This is a genomic window from Aequorivita flava, from assembly GCF_038742595.1.
Classification (GTDB): domain Bacteria; phylum Bacteroidota; class Bacteroidia; order Flavobacteriales; family Flavobacteriaceae; genus Aequorivita; species Aequorivita marisscotiae.
The window spans coordinates 85,649-103,145 of sequence record NZ_JBANCF010000004.1 but is presented as its reverse complement, the minus strand read 5'-3'; the positions used below and the strand labels follow the sequence as shown (position 1 = coordinate 103,145).

The following is a 17,497-nucleotide window of genomic DNA, read 5'->3' as shown; positions in this document are numbered from 1 at the left end:
GGGGATTTAAAGTTTTATAAATGTGAAGGTTGTGCTTTAAAGTATTATTTAATTTTAAAGTACAAAACACTAAAAATTAATCATCAAATAAATTATATTATGGGAGATACAACGAATGGTTTTGGTAAAAAACGAGATTACAACCAATATGGCGAAGTGGAAAAAGATCCGGAGGACACAAAGAAAGAACGCGATTTACCCAAACCTGCCAATAAGGGTGTTAAAAAGAAAAAATAGGTCTAGACTTTTATTAGAGTGGGTTATAAACTTACTTTTCTGAATTCAAATTATCAATTGCGGCCTCCATTGAAATACCTGTTTGTAATACAGGGGAAAAAATATCGCCCATTTTTTTAATTCGTTCGGGCATGGTCTTTATTGTAAAGTCCAAAATAGATAATCCAGAAGTTAGTTCGCTCCAAAGCAGCGGTGCAGAAACCGGAGCTCCTTCTTTCGGCCGTACACAATAGGGCGCTGCCAAGGTTTGTCCGCGTCGGTTTTGCAAATAATCCAAGTATATTTTCCCTTTGCGTTTTGTTAATGCGCGTTCCATAGTTGTAAACTTTGGGAGTTTTTCTTGAACAAAATAACACAGCAGTTTTGTAAAATCCCGCGCTTCTTCAAAGCTGTATTTGTTATCTAAGGGGATATAGATATGCAACCCCGAGGAACCCGAAGTTTTTGGATAGCCTTCTAAATTTGCAATATCCAAAACTTCTTTTACGGCAAGAGCTACTTCAATTACATCTTTAAAAGTGTTTTTAGCCGAAGGATCTATGTCTATAACCGTGTATGTGGGGCGCTCCAAATTTTGAATGGTTGCGTTCCATGGATTTATTTCAATACACCCTAAATTCGCCATATAAAGCAACGTTGCCACATTTTGGCACAACAAATACGCAATGTTTTTCTTTGACGATTTAGAATATATTTCTTCCGTTTTTACCCATTCCGGCAAAGTTTCATTGTCCTTTTGATAAAAAGAGGCATTGCGAATACCATTGGGATGCCTGTGTAAATTTTGAGGTCTATCTATAAGGTAGGGCAATATGATGTCTGAAATATTTAAATAGTAATCTATTAAATCGTATTTGGTATATCCGGCATCGGGCCAATACACCTTCTCCAAATTAGTAAGAGGCACCTGAAAACCATCTACTTCTAAGGTTGAAGAATTTTTTTTCGAATTAGAAACTGATCCTTCTTTTACAGTTTGTGGAGTTATTTCTGCGGGTTCCTTATCATTTCGCAGGCCTTTATAAACGGGATGCCGCATTAGACCGTTTTTGGTCCACTCAGAAAATTTTACTTCGCAGATTAATTTTGGAGCTACAAAATGTGGAATTCTTCCTTTTAACGGCAATTTTTTGGCAAATGGGTTTATATCGGTTTCTATAGCTTTCAACTTTTTTAATAATTCCCTTTGCTCTTTATTTGAAAAACCTGAACCACAATTACCAACATACACCAACTTTTCGCCTTTATACATCCCTAAAATCAAGGAGCCGAAAATACTTCCTCCGCTCTCAGACTCGGTATAACCACAAATTATGGCTTCTTCAGTAGTACTATCTTTTATTTTTAACCACTTTTCACTTCTATAACCAGGTGTATAAGTAGAATCGGCCTTTTTGGCAATTACCCCTTCCATACCTGCAGCAATAGCCCGGTTGTAAAGCGTTGGCCCCATACCTTCAATATGGTCACAATAATAAACGTGCTTTAAACCTTCTAAAATATCGGGAAGCAGACTTTTTCTTTCAAGTAACGATAAGGCAATAGTATCGTGACCGTTTAAGTGAAGCAAATCAAAAACGTAATAGCGCAATTCCCCAACGGTTTTATTAGGATCGTACTTTTGAAGTTTCTGAAAATTGGGCTTTCCTTGTTTATTTACAATAACTACTTCGCCATCGAGAATACAATTATGTGGAATGTTTTGCAATTCGTTTTGCAAGAGTGCAAACTTAGTATTGTACATTACCCCATTCCGCGAATAAAGCGACACTTCGCCATTTTTTATATGAGATAACATTCTGTATCCATCCCATTTTAACTCGAAAACCCATTGTGGATCCTTAAAAATGTTTTTTGCCGGACTGGCAAGCATGGGCTTTACAAATTGGTCTATGTTTAATGAAATTTCACTTGCAACGGCTTTAGATTGTGGTGTGGCTTCAAAAATTTCGGCGTCGTAATGCAGTTGGGTTGCGTATTTATCTGTTTTTTTAATCAGTAGCCATTGGTTTTTCTCTTCGCCTCGCGCAGTGCGTACAAGTGCAAAACTCCCTTTAATTTTTTCCCCAAAGAATTCAATTTTTAAATCGCCGTTTTTTAATTGTTTTACGGGGTCGCTTCCCACTTCACTTTTTAATACGCTATATGTTCCCTGGTCCCAAATGCTCATAACCCCGGCGCCATAGTTGCCTTTTGGGATAGTGCCCTGAAAGCTTAAATATTTTACCGGATGATCCTCGGTCATAATCGCCAAACGTTTGTCCGTAGGATTTAAGGATGGCCCTTTAGGTACTGCCCAACTTTTAAGAACGCCTTCCATTTCCAAACGCAGGTCATAATGCAAGTGGCGCGCTTGGTGCCTTTGTATTACAAAACGCAACCCGTTAGATTTATCTAAATCGCCCGGCGGCTCAGGGGTTTTGTTGAATTCGCGTTTCTTTATGTATTCGTTCAATCCCACAATTATGAGGCTTTGGCTTTTTTCTTTTTCTTCTCTAAACTGGCTTTTAACTTAGCCATTAAATCTTTGGCGGGGGTTGGAGTATTGTCAATTTTTGTGGTTTTGGTCTTTTTTCCTGAGCTTTTATTGTCAATTATTTTCATCAACTGTTTGTTGTAAACATCTTTGTATTTATCCAGTTTAAAAGTTTCGGTATAATTTTCAATTAGTGATAGGGCCATTTCAACTTCCTTTTTTGAAACTTTTGTGTCTGATAATTTTAAATCTGCAGGATCGCGAATTTCCTCCGCAAAACGGATAACGTGTAGCACCAGCACATTTTTGTAAACCCCGATTAAACTCAGGTTTTCCTTTTGCCGCATTACAAATGTTGCAACTCCCAATTTCCCGGTTTTTTTTAGTGCGTCTCGCAAAAGGTTGTAACTTTTGCCTCCTTCCTTTTGGGGTTCCAAAAAATAAGGGCTCTTAAAAAGTAGGTCGCTTACCTCCTCCTCGTCCACAAATTCTTCAATGTCTATGGTTTTGCTTTTTTTCATATTGGCTTTTTCAAAATCATCTTTCTCCAAAACCACATAGGCATCGTCTTTTTTAAATCCCTTTACTATATCCTTCCAAGCTACTTCCTTCCCAGTTTCCTCATTAACACGTTTATACCGGATACGCGCATTATCGTGTTTATCCAACATATCCAAGTCCAGCCTTCTATCTTCCGTTGCGCTGTACATTTTTATGGGAATAGACACAAGGCCAAAACTGATGGAGCCGTTCCAAATTGATCTCATAATTATATTTTTATTTAAAATTAAAACTATTGTGGGTAATTGCTGTTTCCTTTCACGATTCTTTAGCTTTTTATCCTTTAAGTTGAAGTAGATAGGTTGTGGTTTAAAAGGAATAATAATATGGAAACAATACCACCCTGAGTTGCAAATACAATCTGGTATAAAAGTAAAACGCTTTTTTTTTGAAGAACAGCCATAGTTCCTTTAATACCCCCTTAACAACCGATGTTAAACAACATATAAATTATTTTATTTTCTAAAGACGATGCGTAGCTTTAGCTTAATTAAAAACCAAAAAAAACTAAAACTATGAGAATTGAAGCCTATTTAGCCTTTAGCGGAAACTGTCGGGAAGCGTTTAATTTCTACCAAGAAATCTTCGGAGGCGAAATTAAAAATACTGAAACCTATGAAAACAAGGAAATTGATATTCCAGACAATTATAGAAACAAATGGCAGCACGCCGAACTAAAGGGAAAAAATTTCACATTACTCGGTTATGATGCCTCTCCGGATACTCCGTTAACCGACGGCACAAATATACATCTAGGTGTAGATATGGATACCGAAAACGAAGCCAAAGAAGCCTTCGAAAAGCTTGCCAGCTCGGGTAAAATACACACCTCTTTTCAAAAAACTTCTTGGGGCGCTCAATATGGCAGATGTACCGATAAATTCGGTATTGGGTGGATGATTAATTATAAAAAATAAATGCTGCTCTATAAAATATAGTCTATTGGCGTTAGTAACCTATACGCCACTAGAAACTGCTATTTATTGTTTCCAGCAAATTAAAACAAATTACAGGCTACGCTTGTAATTTGTTTTTTTATATCTGTATTCCTAATAACCTTTAGCGAACTTTATAATTAAAGGCCCGCTGCGCTTTATCTTAATTGTATCTTTGCCTAATTCACTTTCTTGTTATAACCCTTTATAAATAATATGCCTTTTAAAAAACTACACGCCGATATCAAGGAAAAGTTGGAACAACTTGAAATTACAACACCTACCCCCTTTCAGAGTGCGAGTATTCCCGTTATTAAAAGCGGTGCCAATGTATATTGCATGGCGCCAGAAAGTAGTGGCAAAACCACTACACTCATTATTACTACACTTCAAAAATTAAAATGTAGGGCTATAGGAAATGCACCGCGGGCCGTAATTTTAGTTGAAAATAAAGATTTGGCTATGCAGCTTTACGATCAATTTTTAATGTACACAAAACACAGTTCGCTGCGCGTATATGTTGGTTATGAAGAGTTGCACGTAGATGTTCAAAAATCGGAGATTGCCATGGGGATAGATATTCTTATTTCGACCCCAAAATCTATGAACAAGTTATTTTTAATGAATGGCGTAAGTATAGCCGACCTAAAACTTTTTAGCATAGACGACGCCGAATTTTTAACACAAAAATCGGCGTATGCTGCAATTATGTCTATTACCCAAAGTATTCAAAAATGCCAATATGTGCTTTATGCCGAAAAAATGCACCCCATGCTTAAACGGTTCGAAAATTATTTTATGGAGTATTCAAAAAAGGTTTCAATATCTTAAAGTTTTTTTCGAAATCTAAAGTTTCAAATTAAAAATAAAGTCCTAAAATAATAGCCCATCCATCGTTTGCCTTTTTACTTGTAAACCAATGTAAGTTGCAAATTCTGTGCGATTTAAAAATTATCATTCTTTCCCAAACCATTAATAAATGGAGTTTTAATTGTGCATATTGGTCTAAATTGAAATATATATTTCGGCCTCATCAGAAATTTTAATTTAAAAAATCATTTTTTTTTCCGACATTGACCATTCAAATTTTAAAATTTTACAAACTTTAAAAATAGCTACAATGGCAGACGATTTCGATTTATTAGAAACAGATAAAAACACCACGCAGGGAAAGGTTGATGTAAACTGGGGCAAGGCCGTAGACCAAATGAAAAGCAAGTTGGCCCAGGAAGATGATCCCGAAGTTAGACAGCGCATTTTAAACGCAACCTTAGACGACGTTGTTGAAATGGCTGAAAAAGACCGAGGTAACTTGTTAGATGCCATTAAAGACCTCACCGACTATCAAGATGAGGTAGGAATCGTTTTTGAAAAATTCAGCACCTTAAATCCTGCCGAACAAAAAGTAATAGACCAAGCTGTAAAAGCATTGGAACGTGCCAAAATGGAACTGGAAGATGCCGAAAAAGTTACCGATAACTGGTGGAACAATCTCTGGGGCCGAAAGGCGAGAATTAGAAAAAAAGAACAAGAACTTGTCGCCGCACAAAAAACACGCGACGGTGCAGATTTAAAGGCGAAACAAATGTTTCAGGAACGAATTGAAAGCGCCGATGTACAAACCTTACTGAGCGAACTTTCTTTTAAAAGTCAAGCTGCCGTAGATCGTCTTAAAAATAGAGAAGTTGAAATTAAGGAAGTTGAGGAAAAACTGCAAGTAGCAATCGTTGAAGCCAGTAAAAACCACACAAAAGCATTAGAGAAAAAAGAAGAAACCGAAGCTAAATTAGAAGAGCAATACGCACTTTTAAAACAGTCTCGCCAAGCCTTGGAAGAAATTAGCGATAAACAATCGCCAGAATACAGCGAAGCCATAGGAAAAGTTACAACTATTGAACAAAAAGTTGAAGAATTGGAAGGGCTCAAAAACGCCTACACTACCTTGGCTGCAAGTAAAGATAGTTTTGTGCAAAAACACAATTTAACCATAAAAGTATTAACCTCTTTACGTAGCAACTTGCAAACCCATCGCGCCAAATTAAAGAGCGATACAGACGAGCGACTTAAATATTACGACGGTTATGTGGTTGCGTTAAAAGCCAGGACAGATCAAGAGTTTGCCGCCATTTTAGAACATTTGGGTGTAAAAACAGACGAACACATTGGTGCAACCTTAGCTTCAATGCACAGCGCAAGCGCCAAGGCCAGACAGGAAATGATGGACAACATTCCGGTTCACGAAAAAGTAATGCAAGGTGTGTATTCCAGCTATGCCGAATCGTTACAGGAAATTAGAAAGAAAGACGGTGAAATCCAGAAAAATTTCGCAGACCGCTATGGCATTGATATGAAAGAAATCTTCGAAGAATATTACGCAAAAGATGCCAATGCCCCATCCGAAAAAGACGACAATCCTGCGCCAAAAAAGCCAAAAACAGATGTCCCGGACGATTTGCTTAGTTAATTGATAGTCTTTTGGTAATGGGAAGATGACGTTTAATATATGAACCTAGGACTGAATGACGTCGCACATACAACTAAAAATGTACAAGATTGAATTAGTTTAGTCTTAAATCTTTCAACCAAGCAGTCTTAAGTCCTATAGCGTCCACGTGTTCCAAAGCTTTAGCGAAGACACAAATGGTCTTACGTCTCAAATCCAAAATCTGAAATCTGAACAAAAAAAATGTCACTAAACTCCATAGTTACTCCTTTAGACAGTGCTATTCTTGAAACCAAGGATCAATACAAAGTGTATTTTAAAATTGTAAATCACGCTTTTAAGAACCTTCAGGATGCTTTGGCAAAAAACGACATTTGTAATCCAATTGAGGTAACCTTTATAAAGCAATACTGCGAACTACTCACCTACTCGCTGGAAGCTTTCAGAATAAAATACCTTTTTGACGATGAGGAAAAAATGCGGGTAGATCTCACCGAATCTGGCTTTCCCAATTATTTAGAATTTAGATATCTTATCAACGACCTTAGTTTACGGTACGAACATCTAAATAAGCTTCCACAAGTAGAAACTTTAAAAAAGGAGTTTTTGGAAACCCTTTTAAAGGATCGCGAACATATTTCAGAAAGAAAGTTACGGCAAGCTGCTTCAATAATTTATTACACTTCGGTAGATAAAAACTATATTTTCAGACGATTTATTCAAGGTAAGATTATTACGAATATTAATAAATCTGATGGTGAATTTATGGTGAGTTGGAGCTTTTACGATATTACACTAAACCGTGCGTTTATCTGCTTTTTAAATTTCGATTTGTACAAAGAATCGGTTAGTGAATATACACCTAAAATATACGAAGTACTTGAGGACGTAGCAAACAGAAGCATGAGTTTAGATATGATGGCCTATGCCATAGATAAAAAATTGCCAAAACTACTGCCCAAAAAATTAAAAGTTATGGATTTTGGCCCCCTTCACAACATTTTTGCAAAAGACGAACTAGATATAACCCACGTTTTATTGCAAGGAATTGTAGATAAAACAGTAGCTATTTCGGCTTATGCTATTTCAATTTCAATAGACGAAATATACAGTTCGGGCAATTTTAGTGAGGGCAATATTTTTAACAGACAGGAATTACAACTTTGGGAGCATAAAAAGCGACAGAAATATTTGTTTACTTCGCATCGGGTCATGCAACTACTGTACGATAAAATTCCCGAAACACTCCATTCACTAACTATAGACCCAATTGAAATCCCCGAATTAAAATTAAATTGATGGAACATAACAGTACATTTCCTATAAAACTTTCAGAATTAGAGGCGCTTCGCGATGAGGCTACTTCCTATTTAAAAGGAATTCAGTGGGAACAAGGCAGCAAAGCAAAACGTCGCGACAAAAACGTGGCCGATACTTCAATTATGATGTATTTGGCCAAGGCAAATGGCACGGCAAACAATGAGGTTATTTCAATTTCAAAGACCATTTTGGCGCTAAAAAAAAGACTATTGCCAGATTCAATAGCCATTCCCTTGCGTTTAAACCAAGGACTTTTAGCCTTACAAGAGGGATTGACAATGGCCATATGGCTTCGCGATAATTACTCCGATGCCTCGGGCTTATCGGCCTTAAGTGAAAAACTCACTACGTTAGACGCTGCCCAAAGACACGAATTTGACAGTAAACAACAAACCGCTACGGCATTTATGCTTTACGGTTGCGCCTACAGAATTTTACACGAGTTAAAACCAAGCGTTTCGGACGATCTGGCGGTAATGAAAAACAAATTTGCCGGTATCCCCGAATTATCCCTTATGTCGCCACTCAAGGGTATTTCGTGTATGTTGTTTTACTTTGACAAATACTTAAATCACCCTGAAATTATTACGAGCGACGAAGATGTTGCAATTTTTAGTGTTGTATTTTTTGAAGCGATTATCGTTGAAATTCAAATGCGAATTGCTTCCTTAGATTTTACCGAAACCATTGAAGACCGCACCTATAAACTTGAAAAAAGCGACTTTGCCATTTCAGGATGGGAAAACACCTTGGAAGGTACCGCCAAAAGTGTTGAATTCAATAAAATACAATTCGAGGAAATCGTAGGAAATCGCGATGCAAAACACTTCGCTCGCCGTTTAACCGAACGTATGCTGAGCTATGATTTTGAAGCGAAAAAAAATCCTTTTCAAGAATTAGGTGGGTTTATGCCCGTATTTATGGGATATGGAATTCCCGGTACTGGAAAAAGTATGCTAATAGCAGCAATCGCAACAAGATTAAAAATGCATTGCGATAATCTGGATATTCCTTTTCTTTTCCATCCCATGCCAGATACCTTAATTTCTACTTTTCAGGGCGGTAGCGCCGAAAAAATGGTACAGTGGATGAAGCCGTTGAGCGATCCCACAAAACTAATTTTTGCACCAATTGATGATGCAGAAAACAATTTACAGGAACGAACCGCACAAGGCGTTTCGGCAGGTGTAAAAGAAGTTATAGGCGTATTTCTGAGATATACAGAGGGCGCCTACGCCATAAATTACGGCAATAGCAGCATTGGTTTATTTACCAATCTTCCAGAAATGTTAGATAAGGCAGTTATTAGCCGTGTACAAGGTAGGTTTAAGATAGACGGAGCACGAACTATTCCAGATTTTATTGACCAAGATTACCTTTGGTGGCGCAAGTTTGAAAAAACCATGCCCGATTTCGTAAATATGTCAAATCCTGAAAAATATACATTTTTAAGCGAGCAAGGTCTGGTTCAAAATTTAGGCGAAATATTAAACCAAAACGAAAAGCCAACAGAAGCAAAGGTTTTGGAAATATACGAGCGTACGGAAAATAAATACAACCCCAATCAGCATTTGTTTTTCGCAGAATTATATAAAAATATACAAAAGGAATTTGCTTTTTTCTCTTCACGCGATATCCGGAATATTCAGAGTGCTATTTCGCTTAGATTATCAGATTTCGATTTACCTAAGGAATGGTTTGAAGACCCGACGCTTTACTTCAAAAAAGATTACAACACAAAGTTTAAAATGTTGCAAGACTTGATGAAGCAAAATATGAAAGGCCTCAATTTTAGCGATATTAGAAGGCAGGAAACCGTACGATACCTGGATAATGTTGCAACCATAGCCGACACTGATTTTAAACGACAGGTAGAAGGGCGCATTGCCGATATGAAAGTTCAATTGGCCGCTCGCAGTTTTTTTGACAATTAACCCAAAGATTTCCTGCCGTGGAAAATTACCCACTATAAGCCAAAAAAACTACCGGGAAATAGCCATTGGCATTGAATAAAAACATTTGAATAAACAACTATTTTGGATAAATTAAAACAAGCGGGATTATTTGGCAACGGCCTTGTAAAGGTTACCGGCAGTTTGGTAAAACGCTACAACGGATGTTTGGCATTGCTCGGCGTTTCGGCTAGCAAATTAACCACATTTTCGGTCGATGCCGCTGGATGGAGCCCAGAAATTGCCGATGAAAAAAACAATAATTTTTATCTTAACATTGGAGAAGCAAACGCCAATGCTATCATTGTTTCGCCACAACAAGAAGGTAAGCCCGTCTTTATGCCCTACCACAGTTTTGACCGAAATTTAATGGAGGCGGTCTTTGCGGCCTATCGCAATCAGATTAAGGATATTACCAAAGATTCCGCGCTGGTTGTACAGCTAGATCAGAATATTGATGCCTATTACGAACCTTTCGATTTGTTGAATTACAACAAAATTGCCATTAGTTTTCTTGTACTCGATGACCTTCAAACAAAGCAAAAGGAACAAAATGAACTTATAAAATTATTCGAAACAGGAAATAACTTTATCAATCGTGAAATTCATCAAAAACTAATTGATTCTGCTACAAAATATGGCGATTTGCGCAATCGGAAACTTCAATTAGCAGACCTGAGTTTAGATATTACTTCGTTTTACACCAAAGCTTTTGGCGGTGTATTTGTATTACAGGATTTTATTAAGCCAATTCTCGTTTTTGAATCTAAGGAAACCTTCAATCAAGCCATTAAAAATACAACCTACGACGTTTTATTATTTCACATTCAACACGACGAATTGTTGTCCACGCTTAAACGCGATATAATAACGGAGATTAATTTTGTGAAAGCTGTTAAAAAAGAGCGCTACGAACGTGTAAAAAAACATCTTTTTTCAACTTATTTAAGTAATACAGATCACCCAATTTCCGAGATATTAAATAGTAAATTGTTATTTAAAAAATACTTAAATGAATTGCCCATCGCAGCACAAAAACAAATTATGTGTGTAGAGATCTTTAATCAGAAAAAAAGCATCGAACCCAATTTGGTGGCCGAAAATTCGATAGAACCTTACTTTATAAAAGCCTTACAAGAACCGCACTCGTCATTGCAACCTGAAAATCAGGAGCTAATCTGGCAGCTTTTAACTAAGGTTATGCCTGTAGATCCTGTATATTTATATTGGTATGATAAAGAAAATTTTTACAGGCAATTTGCTTTGTGGACCGATAGTTACAAAGATTGGGCAATAGATTGTATCTTAGAAGCACTTAAAAACGAAACACCATGACCTTTGAAATCATAGTTTTTATCGCCGCTGTTTTATTTGGAATTCTCTTGTATTGGACCGAATCTAAAAGCAACCGACTTTACCGATTTTTCAACAAACTTACGCATAGCAAAGAGTTGCAGATGAAACCGGCAAGCCGAAAGGGATTCGTGCATCAACAAAATTTCCTGATGCGCTTTGTTTGGATTACCCTGATGTATTTATTGGCAGCCATTGTAATTGCAGTGGTTCTGCCTTTTGTGGTTAACTATATTCAATACTTTATTTCGGCAATCGTAGCTACAATTCTCGGAACTTATATTGCTTCGCTTTTTCTTTTTGCACGAGATAAAACGAAAAAAGAAAATCTTGAAAAGGCATTTGCCAAAGGAAAAGAAACCATTGGAGAGTTTACACAGGACATTCGTGATAATTTTGACTCTGAGGAAGAAATTGACCCAGAGCCGAAGACTAGTACAAAACCTGATGAGCCCAAATTAAGTGCGCGCGAAAGATTAAAAAACAAAGGCATGATTAAATAATTACGGCTAGACCATTGACGGAAAAGATATTCTGAGAGCGTACTTTAACTTAAAACTGACGATTTATTTGAAAACAATGTACATTTAATTTTGAATTGATGGGGATAAGAAATTATTGGCAAAAAGGACCAAAGCAAAAAAGAATACTTGTAATCAGCGGGATAATTCTGCTGTTATTGCTATTCTTTCTACGCGACGATTATCAACCTGTGCTACTTTTTCTGCGCAAATTTATTTTTTTAATACTCATTAGCTTGCTGTTTTTATGGTTTACGCTTTCAAAATTTAGAAGTGCAACCAGCGGCGGAAAACGGGTGCTTATATTGTTGGGAATTGCGGCATTTTTTGTAACCAGTTGGTTTTTTGGTTGGCAAATTGGCCTTTATAAATACATGCAATCTTACAATGTGTTTAACAATCTGAAATTAATTGAACTACACGAACTCCCCTTAACCCAAAACGAACGAATTCAGCCATTTAACAATATTGTTACCATGGCTTATGAAAGCATTGGCGAAACTCAAGAGGTATCGCATCCACATTTGGTTCGGGTAGATAGCTCCAACAGATGGACTATGGCCGTACAGCCAGCTAAAGAATATACTTGGCAACGAATTAACGACAATACCAAAGAACTCTTTTCCGTGGAAAGCACCTCCCCTTTTCCGCGATTTTCAGATACCAACAGAATACCAGTAACCTTTTCTATCGGCGAATCGCTCGCTTTTAGCCGAAACACCTACAATGCAGTGGTGCAGCGCTTTAATATTCTTCAGCTATTTAATCTTGAACCTGAACAGGTTTATTATATGAAAAACGACAGCGGCAATTGGGTGCAAGTAGTAAGTTTAATTAGATGGAAAGGTTTCTTTTTTCCTTATCCAGCCTACGGTGGCGTAATGGTTATCGACGCCGGAGCGCATGGTTTTTCAGATTATTTAGAGCGAATTACAATTGGGAAAGGTACGTATATTCCACCCGACGAAATAAAGAACCATCCGTATTTAACCCGTCAAAATACATTGTCGGAAAGGGTATCGAGACTCGAAGCACAGTCCTTGCAATTTTTAGCCGGTTTTACAGATCCTTTACCGTGGAATATGGAAACTGCTGTAAAAATTCCCGATTTGGCAGACGATGAAAATCAGCAACCTTTTGTAACCGATTTCAATTTTAACGGGATGGATGTAGATGCCTTTAGTGGGTTATATCATTGGTTTGGCCTAGAGCCAATTGGCGAGGAGCGTACCAGCTTATCATTTAGCGTCCTCGTACCGGCAGACGGTACAGATAAATTATACTATTATAATCACGCAGCAAAAAAAGAAGGCTTGGCAGGTGTAAGTGCCATGCCCCTAAAGGTGATTGAATCGAGAAAGGAATACGATTGGTCTGTAAATAAACCTGTAGAGTTTAGGCCATTTATAAAAGAAATTGCCGGAAGAAAACGATTGTTCGTTCTTTCAACGGTAACTTCAAAACGCGACAACAGCAAAAAATTTGACGGAGCTGCTACCCCAGATTTAGCTTTAATTGACGTAGAATATCGCGATGTTGTCTGGGTAGATGCGAAACACCCGAGCGAGTGGAATTCAAAAATACTTGAGCAATTGGGCGAAACTTGGAAGGCTTCGGAAGGACTCACGGATAAAGATTTATATCCAGAAAAAGTTGAAATTGATGTACAACCCGTTATTGAGAGAGATTCAGTTTTAATTCAAGTGAATGGAATGTAAAAAAATTTGCCTTGCTACAAAACAAAATCACAAAATCTATTAAAAATAGATACCTACTCTTTCTATTTACTATAATTCTTATTATAGTAACAGTTTTATTTATTGTATATCGCAGCATCACAATTCAAACTTCCAATCTTCAACTTGTAAAAATTACATATAACCAAAGTTTTCTTGTGCAGAAAATCTTTGCGGCCACCCACCTTTTTGATACGCACGAATCTTATAAAATCGATCCGTTGCATGTAAAGGAATTCAGTGAACTAACTGCTAAATTTGAAATTTTTCAAAAAAAATTAATAAATCAATCCACTACCCCTAATGTAAATGCAAAGGGCGATTCGTTAATTAAAGCTAGCTTACCCATTGCAAATATGCTACTTACTTCCGCAAAAACCTTTACTGCGGCCAATGATCCAATTACGACAAAAAATGCGTTGACAGCGATTCAAAATGCGGCAACGGAGTACAATATTATTATCAATAAAATTTCTGACATACACGTAGAACTTGAAGAGGATCGTCTGTTAAATTTAAGACGTTCAATGTACTTTTTTGGCACTATTTCAATTTTACTATTATTGGGAGAATATATTTTTATCATTGTTCCTACATTGAATCAATTATTTCGAAAAAACGAACAACTTACCCAATCTAATAAAGAATTAGCAAGTTCAGAAAGCACCATATTGGCTTACGTGAAAGAACTCGAAAAACTAAAACTAGATTTAGAAAGACAGGAAGAATACAACAAAATATTTATAGAACAAGCGCCTACTGCCATTGCAATGCTAGATAAGGATATGAAGTATATAGCGGTATCGCAACGTTGGATAGAAGATTATAAGATGCAAGACCAAGAAATTATTGGCCGGTCTCACTACGATCTCTTTCCAGAAATTGGTGATGAATGGAAGAAAAACCATCAAAAATGTTTGCAAGGAGCCATAGACACTTGCGATGAAGCAATATTTAAACGTGCTGATGGTAGCGTACAATGGATTTATTGGGATGTACGCCCTTGGTATATCTCTGAAGGTGAAATTGGCGGGTTATTGATGCATACTGGTGATATTACTTCCATTAAAGAAAGAGAATTTGAAAAAACCCGTATTCAAGAAATTTTAGATAAAACCAATGAAGTTGCAAGAATAGGAACTTGGGAAGCAAACCTACAAACCCAGAAAGTACTCTGGAGCAAAGTGGTTTACGATTTACATAAAGTGCCCTACGACACAGAAATAGATATTGAATCTGCAATTAATTATTATAAAGCAGGTAAAAATAGAGACCTTATAAAACAAGTTGTTCACGAAGTTATTACTCAAGGAAAGCCCTACGATGTTGAAGTTAAGGTAGTAACAGCCGATGGATCTGAAATTTGGGCCCGTGTAATAGGACAACCGGAATATAGCAATAATGAGTGCGTTGGAATTTTAGGTGTGTTTCAAGATATTACTAATTTTAAAAAGGCCCAATTAGCTTTAGATAAAGCACATAATGAATTAATGGCAATTCTAAATTCGGGTCCCATATCAATTATTTCTTCAGATACAAATGGAGTAATAACCCATTTTAATCACGGTGCAGAAAAAATGTTAGGTTATTCTGCCGATGAAGTTATAGGAAAGCTGAGCCCCGAGATATTTCATCTTGAGGAAGAAATGGAGCAATTTAGATTAGATATGGCAAATAAAATGCACGTTAATCCAACCAAATTTGATCCCTATGAGGCCCTATTTAAGTTAAATTATGACGACACGCGCGAATGGACATATAAAAGAAAGGATGGCTCATCTTTTCCAGTACTATTAACAGTTACAGCCATTAAAAACCAGCGCGGTAAAAGCTTAGGACTGCTAGGAATGGCCCTTGACATTACTGCCCGTAAAAAAACTGAAAACGAATTAGTAAAGACCAACTACTTACTTAATACAGTGGTTGAGATAACAAAAATAGGCCATTGGCAATGGAATCTTGCAGCCGATAAGGTTGAATGGTCTAGCCATTTACACAAAATATTCGATCTTGAGGAAGTGGAAACCAATTTAAAGTATGATAGTTATTTTAATTTCGTTCATCCGGACGATAAAGATCTAGTAACTACCTCCGTAGAAAATGCCATAGCTACTAAAGTATTTGAAAAATACACACATCGTATAATAACAGCAAAAGGCAAATTAAAAACACTGCAACTCTTAGGAGAGGTATTTACAAATGACAGCGGAGAAGTAGTTGAAATGATTGGTACAGTACAAGACATTACCGAGCAAAAACTGGTAGAAAACAAATTTAGAGGGCTTTTGGAATCTGCACCCGATGCCATGGTAATTGTAAATGAACGTGGAGAAATTCAACTTATTAATAAACAAGCAGAAAAACTTTTTGGATATCACATTGACGAATTGTTAAACCAACCCGTAGAAGTCCTAATTCCAAAAAAATTTAAAGGTCAAAACAATCACAAAAACCAACGAGACAAATTCTTTACAAACCCAAAAGTTAGGTCCATGGGAGCGGGTAAATCTGAAGTTTTATACGGTATAAATAAAAAAGGAAAGGAAATTCCAGTTCAGATAAGTCTGAGCCCTTTGCAAACAGAAGAAGGTCTTTTGGTATCTGCCGCGATTCGGGATATTACTACACAGTTAAAAACAGAACGTAAAATTATTCAAGCCAAAGACAATTTAGAAGTATTAACACAGCATTTATCTGCACAAAACAAACAATTAGCAGAATTCGCTCAAATAACATCGCACAATTTACGAGCTCCCGTAAGTAATTTAAATGCCTTGTTACACCTCTACGATATTTCAGAAAGCCAGGAAGAAAAGGAAGTATTGTTTACCAAATTTGAAACTGTAATTGAACATTTAACTTCAACCTTAAACACGTTAATAGAAGCTCTTAAAATGAGAACTCGCGAAAAAGCCGAGTTAAAAATTGTTTCCTTTCAAGATACATTCAACAAAACAAAAGAAATACTTTCAGGACAAATTATTAATACCAGTGCAAAAATCACAACAGATTTCACAAAAGTTTCTAAAATTAAATACCATCAAACGTATTTAGAAAGTATTTTTCTTAACTTAGTTTCAAATGCTATAAAATATCGATCTCCTGAAAGAATTCCTGAAATTTTAATCAAAGCGGAAATTGTAGATGGAAAAATTAACTTAACAGTTCAAGACAATGGTCTTGGAATAGATTTAGAAAAACACGGTCATAAATTGTTTGGCTTAAACAAAACCTTCCACAGACATCCAGATGCCAAAGGAGTGGGACTTTATTTAACCAAAATTCAAGTAGAAACTTTAAGAGGTTCTATATTTGCCACAAGTGAAGTGGGTAAAGGCTCAGTTTTTACAATCGTATTTAATAATAAACCGTATGAATAATCTTCAAAACATCTGCATAATTGATGATGATAGCATTTACCAATATGCCATTACTGCTACTATCAAAGCTTATAAGTTAGCAGAAAACGTTTTGGTGTTTTCAGATGGCGAAGAAGCGTTAGACTTTATAAGGGAAAATGCTGAGAACAATGATAATCTACCTGATATAATTTTATTAGATATTAATATGCCGGTGATGGATGGTTTTCAATTTATAGATGAATATAAATTGATAAAACCAAGAATGGAGAAAAAAATAGTAGTATATATGGTTTCTTCCTCCGTAGATCCGCAAGATATTGAAAAAGCAAAAGCGATAAGTGAAATTGCAGACTATATTATTAAACCAATCAGACCGAAAGAATTGGCTTCTATTGTAAGTTCATTTTTTTAATTCTGAATATTTTTTAAAGCAATATAGTTGCAAAAATTAGTTACTTCGTTATACTTTAAAAATCATAAAATTATTTTGAAATTTCTAAACTAGTTAAGCACGGTTTACAGACTTATACTATTTGTGAATTTAAATTTTGCTAGTTTTAGGTACCAGCATGCTGTTTGCTGGAAAAGGACCAAAATCTAA

General features: G+C 36.4%; 13 protein-coding genes. 11 read left to right on the top strand and 2 right to left on the bottom strand.

The features are described from left to right. The first annotated feature begins 99 nt into the window (after window positions 1-99). Window positions 100-237 carry a hypothetical protein gene (locus tag VZD24_RS07390; protein WP_279447984.1) on the top strand — a complete coding sequence of 46 codons (138 nt, stop codon included), beginning with the start codon at window positions 100-102 and terminating at the stop codon, window positions 235-237. Window positions 238-268: 31 nt separating this feature from the next. Here the strand turns inward: VZD24_RS07390 and ligD are convergent, their stop codons facing one another. Together ligD and ku are read right to left on the bottom strand one after the other, a co-directional pair. Beyond that, complete coding sequence (gene ligD, locus VZD24_RS07385) at window positions 269-2,698, bottom strand: DNA ligase D (protein WP_342686375.1); 2,430 nt, start codon at window positions 2,696-2,698, stop codon at window positions 269-271. A 2-nt stretch (window positions 2,699-2,700) separates the two neighbouring features. Further along, window positions 2,701-3,480 (bottom strand): non-homologous end joining protein Ku, encoded by a 780-nt coding sequence (gene ku / locus VZD24_RS07380; RefSeq protein WP_279447986.1) that lies wholly within the window; start codon window positions 3,478-3,480, stop codon window positions 2,701-2,703. Between the two features lie 309 nt (window positions 3,481-3,789). On the opposite strand from ku, the gene VZD24_RS07375 reads away from it, so the two are divergent. The 10 genes from VZD24_RS07375 to VZD24_RS07330 all read left to right on the top strand — a co-directional run bounded on the left by VZD24_RS07375 (window position 3,790) and on the right by VZD24_RS07330 (window position 17,308). Continuing rightward, entirely contained in the window at window positions 3,790-4,191 is a 402-nt protein-coding gene (locus VZD24_RS07375) for a VOC family protein (RefSeq protein WP_342686374.1), read from the top strand. Window positions 4,192-4,425: 234 nt separating this feature from the next. Then, entirely contained in the window at window positions 4,426-5,040 is a 615-nt protein-coding gene (locus VZD24_RS07370; RefSeq protein ID WP_342686373.1) for a DEAD/DEAH box helicase, read from the top strand. Window positions 5,041-5,329: 289 nt separating this feature from the next. Continuing rightward, window positions 5,330-6,673 carry a microtubule-binding protein gene (locus tag VZD24_RS07365; RefSeq protein ID WP_279447990.1) on the top strand — a complete coding sequence of 448 codons (1,344 nt, stop codon included), beginning with the start codon at window positions 5,330-5,332 and terminating at the stop codon, window positions 6,671-6,673. Window positions 6,674-6,895: 222 nt separating this feature from the next. After that, window positions 6,896-7,951: a hypothetical protein gene (locus VZD24_RS07360; RefSeq protein WP_279447991.1), complete on the top strand. Its 1,056-nt coding sequence runs from the start codon at window positions 6,896-6,898 to the stop codon at window positions 7,949-7,951. After that, on the top strand, window positions 7,951-9,906 hold the full coding sequence (locus VZD24_RS07355; RefSeq protein WP_342686372.1) for an AAA family ATPase: 1,956 nt from the start codon (window positions 7,951-7,953) through the stop codon (window positions 9,904-9,906). Before VZD24_RS07360 ends, VZD24_RS07355 begins: the two co-directional genes overlap by 1 nt. A 102-nt stretch (window positions 9,907-10,008) precedes the next feature. Beyond that, window positions 10,009-11,259 carry a DUF6638 family protein gene (locus tag VZD24_RS07350; protein WP_279447993.1) on the top strand — a complete coding sequence of 417 codons (1,251 nt, stop codon included), beginning with the start codon at window positions 10,009-10,011 and terminating at the stop codon, window positions 11,257-11,259. Beyond that, window positions 11,256-11,780, top strand: coding sequence for a hypothetical protein (locus VZD24_RS07345; protein WP_342686371.1), 525 nt, complete (start codon window positions 11,256-11,258; stop codon window positions 11,778-11,780). Before VZD24_RS07350 ends, VZD24_RS07345 begins: the two co-directional genes overlap by 4 nt. 98 nt (window positions 11,781-11,878) lie before the next feature. Next, complete coding sequence (locus tag VZD24_RS07340) at window positions 11,879-13,516, top strand: hypothetical protein (RefSeq protein ID WP_342686370.1); 1,638 nt, start codon at window positions 11,879-11,881, stop codon at window positions 13,514-13,516. An 11-nt stretch (window positions 13,517-13,527) separates the two neighbouring features. Beyond that, window positions 13,528-16,914: a PAS domain-containing sensor histidine kinase gene (locus VZD24_RS07335; protein ID WP_279447996.1), complete on the top strand. Its 3,387-nt coding sequence runs from the start codon at window positions 13,528-13,530 to the stop codon at window positions 16,912-16,914. Then, window positions 16,907-17,308 carry a response regulator gene (locus tag VZD24_RS07330; protein WP_279450266.1) on the top strand — a complete coding sequence of 134 codons (402 nt, stop codon included), beginning with the start codon at window positions 16,907-16,909 and terminating at the stop codon, window positions 17,306-17,308. Before VZD24_RS07335 ends, VZD24_RS07330 begins: the two co-directional genes overlap by 8 nt. The last annotated feature ends 189 nt before the right edge of the window (window positions 17,309-17,497 follow it).